This is a genomic window from Puniceibacterium antarcticum (assembly GCF_002760615.1).
GTDB lineage: Bacteria > Pseudomonadota > Alphaproteobacteria > Rhodobacterales > Rhodobacteraceae > Puniceibacterium > Puniceibacterium antarcticum.
The window spans coordinates 1-3954 of sequence record NZ_AWWI01000105.1 but is presented as its reverse complement, the minus strand read 5'-3'; the positions used below and the strand labels follow the sequence as shown (position 1 = coordinate 3954).

Sequence of the window (3954 nt, the reverse complement as noted above, 5' to 3'; positions counted from 1 at the left end):
GGGGCCGCGGTGTGGGGCTTGGCCTTGGCGGGTTTTGCGGGCGCCACCCCGCCACCACTGCGCGGCGGGGAGACACGCAGGCCAACCGCGTTCATAAACTTGCCCGCATCGCCGCGCGCCAGATCCGGCGCGCCGTCACTCACACCGCGCAGCACATCGTCCAGCCAACCGGCATCGGCCTTGCCGAAATCATGCAGCACATAGCCCGCCACCAGCTCCTTGCGGCCCGGATGGCCGATGCCCATGCGCACCCGCCCATAGGCCTCGCCGATATGGGCATGGATCGACCGCAGCCCGTTGTGCCCCGCATGGCCGCCGCCCGTCTTGACCTTGATCCGCCCGGGGGCAAGGTCCAGCTCGTCATGGAACACCATCACATCCGCAGGCTCCAGCTTGTAGAACCGCATCGCCTCGCCCACGGCCTGCCCCGACAGGTTCATGAAGGTCGCAGGCTTGAGCAGCATCACCTTGTCGCCCCCCAGACGTCCCTCGGCCACATGCCCCTGAAAGCGGGGTTTCCACGGCTGGAATCCATGCGCCTCGGCAATGGCCTCCAGCGCCATGAAGCCGATGTTGTGCCGGTTCTGCGCATATTGCCCGCCGGGATTGCCCAGCCCCACAAAGATCTTCATCGCATCCTCCTGCCCGGGGTCCCCGCAGGCCCCGGCTGTTCAAAAGCAGACGCCCCTCAGATAGGGCCTGCCTGCCGGAAACGCAAACGGCCCCGCCTGGCAGGGCGGGGCCGTCACGGCTTTTCCAAGGGACGCACCAGCGCAGGTTGCGCTCAAGGGATCTCAGGCACTGGCCCGGTTCTCCTCAAGCGCGACAAAGCGCCCGGGCGATCACTCCTCGGCTGCGTCTTCGTCTTCTTCAGCCGCTTCTGCAGACCGCAGACCCGACGGAGCCGAGATGTTTGCGATCACGAAGTCACGGTCGATGGTCGGCTTCGCGCCGTCCGGCAGCGTCACGTCCGAAATCGTGACGGTGTCGCCGATGTTCAGGCCAGCCAGATCCACGGTGATGTGGTCCGGAATGTCCGCCGCGGTCACAACCAGCTCGACTTCGGGGCGCACAACAGTCAGAACGCCACCCTTCTTGATGCCGGGTGCCTGATCTTCGTTGATGAAATCAACGTGGATGAACAGGTTCACCTTGGACGTGCGGCGCAGGCGCATGAAATCGACATGCGTCGGCTGGTCCTTGACCACGTCACGCTGCACGGCGCGGCAGATAACGCGGACGTCGTCCTGGCCTTCAACCTTCAGGTTGAACAGCGTCGACATGAAACGACCGGCCTTAAGGCGCTTGATCAGCGCGTTGTAGGGCAGGTTGAGTGCGATCGGATCGCTGCCACCCCCATAAACGACACCCGGAACGAGGTTGTCGCGACGTGCCTGACGAGCGGCGCCCTTGCCTGTCCCCGTCCGTTCCAGAGCTACGAGATCAGGAATCTCTCCAGCCATAATGAATTCTCCTAAGGTTGTGCGGGCCTCCTCCAAGGCTGTAGACCCGTGTGAAGGTAGCGCGATAAACCGGATCGGGGGGCATGGCAAGACGGATTCAGACCTGACACGGGCCTAAAACAGCCGCAAATCCTGCTGTTTCACGCCCGCCAGGCATGTGCCCAGAACCGGTGCAGCATCAGCACTGCCGCCACCGCCAGTCCCACGACCAGACCGGACCAGATGCCGGTGCCGCCATACCCCCAGACAAAGCCCAGCAGATAGGAACAGGGGATGCCGACGCCCCAATAGGCGATGATCGCCATGATCATCGGCACGCGGGTGTCCTGCATACCGCGCAGCAGTCCCATCGCGATGACCTGTGCGCCATCGACCAGCTGGAACAGGGCGGCCACGGTCAGCAGGGCCATGCCTGTGGCCAGAATCGCCCCATAGGCCGGATCGGCGGGGTTGATGAACAGCGACACGATCGGCCCTGGCACGGTCAGAAACACCGCGACCGTCACGCAAGAGGTGATCAGCGACAGCACAAACACCGCCACAGCCCCCCGGCGCAGATGGTCAAGGTCATTGCGCCCCAGCGCATTGCCCGCCCGGATCGTTGCCACATTGGCGAATCCCAGATGAATCATGAAGGCGGTGGCCGAGGTCTGTAGCGCGATGCCATGCGCCGCCAGCGGCACGGTGCCAAGCCAGCCCATCATCAGCGATGTCGCCTCGAACAGCCCGACCTCGGCCAGGGTGGTCAGACCAATGGGCAGGCCCAGCCAGAAGACGCGGGCAAACATCTCCCAGTCCGGCTTCCAGAGGCGGGTGAACAGGGAATGGGCCGGCAGGCTGAAATGCGCATACAGTCCGATGCCGACCAGCGACACCGCCTGCGACAGCACAGAGGCAATGGCCGCGCCGGTGATCCCCATCTCGGGAAAGCCGAAGCTGCCGAAAATCAGCAGGTAATTGCCAAGCGCGTTGGCCAGCGACGCTGCCAGCGTCATCAGCAGCACGATGCGGGTGCGCGACAGCGCGGCAAGGTAGCTTTTCAGCACCATGACCAGCAGCCCCGGCAAGATGCCAAAGGCCGCGATGCGCAGATAGGTCTGTGCGTCCGCCGCCAGCTGGTCCGCCTGCCCGAGCATGAGCAGAAGCGGCCCCGAAAACCACAGCACCGGCAGCACCGCGATGAAATAGAGCACCGACAGCCACAGCCCCATGCGCGTGGCGCGCCGGATCGAGGTGGCATCATTCTGCGCATCGAACTGCGCCACCATCGGCATCACCGCCCAGGCAAAGCCGCAGCCCATCAAAAACAGCAAGAGCATCAGCGCCGAGGCAAGCGTCAGCGCCGCCAGCGCGCCCGTGCTGTAACGGCCCAGCATGATCGTATCGGTCAGTCCGATCGAAAACTGCGCAAGGTGTCCGCCAATCAGCGGAATGCCAAGGGTCATGATCGCGCGCAGGTGCTGCGGCCAGGTCATTGTGGGCGTCTGTTTCATGGCATCGCCTTTAGGGGGGTGGCCGGGTTTGGGCAAGAGGGCGCATCACTTTGGGCGCTTGCCTGCCGTGTGCGGAGCGCCTGAGGCGGGGGATGCCGGGGCCATCCATTGCCTCAGGCACCTTGCAAGACGCCTTGAGAAACCGGTCGCTTGCTTGGCCACAGCGCCCCGCCTTTGAGCTGAAACACACTCATCGCTTTTCGTGTTGGAGGTGCAGCCGAGAGGCCGCGAACAAGCGATGAAAGTTTGAGGCGGGACCCTTTAAAGCGAGGGGCCAGCCCCTCGCGCTCCCCGGGATATTTGGGGGCAGATGAAACGGGGGGAAGGATGGAAAGAGCGGGAATTGGTAGGGAGGCGCTTTATCGAGTTGGCTCAGAGGGCGCGCAGCAGCAGCTGAACAGCCAGCGCGGCGATGATCGCCCCGGCGAGTGTTTCGACAAGCCCAAGCGCGCGGGCAGTGGCGGGGCCTGTGCTGATGCGCGCCAGCGTGCCTTCGCGCAGGGTGACCGATGCGGCGGCCACGGCCAGCGTCACCGCCGCCGTGCCCAGCCCGATGGCAAAGGCGCCAAGGATGCCCTGCCACAGCAGCCCCATGCGCCAGGTGATGATCAGCAGGAACAGCGACCCGGTGCAGGGCCGGATGGCAATCGCCCCAACCAGCAGCAGCGCGTCGCGCAGCGAGCGGACCGAGGCCGCCTGATCCGCTGTTGGTCCATGGGCATGGCCGCAGCCACAGTCCTGTGCGTGGCCATGGTCGTGAGAATGCTCATGGTCATGCACGTGCCGTTCCCGGCGCGGCAGCAGCTTGCGCGCACCGCGCAGCGCCAGCCAGCCGCCGATCAGCGCAATCGCGCCATAGCTCAGCGGCGCCATCAGCCCGTCCGCGAGGTCCTGCATATAGACCCGGCTCCAGCCCAGCAGCAGCACGCCGCTGTAGACCAGCACCACCGCCGAGGCCGCCTGCGCAAGGCTCGACGCCACGGCCAGCGCGCCGAGCC

4 protein-coding genes are annotated in these 3954 nt (G+C 65.2%); all 4 read right to left on the bottom strand.

Features of this window, described 5'->3' with window-relative positions; all coding sequences use genetic code 11:
* Positions 1-632: aminoacyl-tRNA hydrolase (gene pth / locus P775_RS14820; protein ID WP_099911721.1), on the bottom strand; the 632-nt coding region annotated here is incomplete at its 3' end.
* A gap of 210 nt (positions 633-842) precedes the next feature.
* Entirely contained in the window at positions 843-1463 is a 621-nt protein-coding gene (locus P775_RS14815) for a 50S ribosomal protein L25/general stress protein Ctc (RefSeq protein WP_099911720.1), read from the bottom strand.
* A 140-nt stretch (positions 1464-1603) separates the two neighbouring features.
* Positions 1604-2956: an MATE family efflux transporter gene (locus P775_RS14810; RefSeq protein ID WP_245875705.1), complete on the bottom strand. Its 1353-nt coding sequence runs from the start codon at positions 2954-2956 to the stop codon at positions 1604-1606.
* A gap of 372 nt (positions 2957-3328) precedes the next feature.
* Positions 3329-3954, bottom strand: a 626-nt coding sequence (locus tag P775_RS14805) for a nickel/cobalt transporter (RefSeq protein WP_099911719.1), incomplete at its 5' end; no start/stop codon positions are given.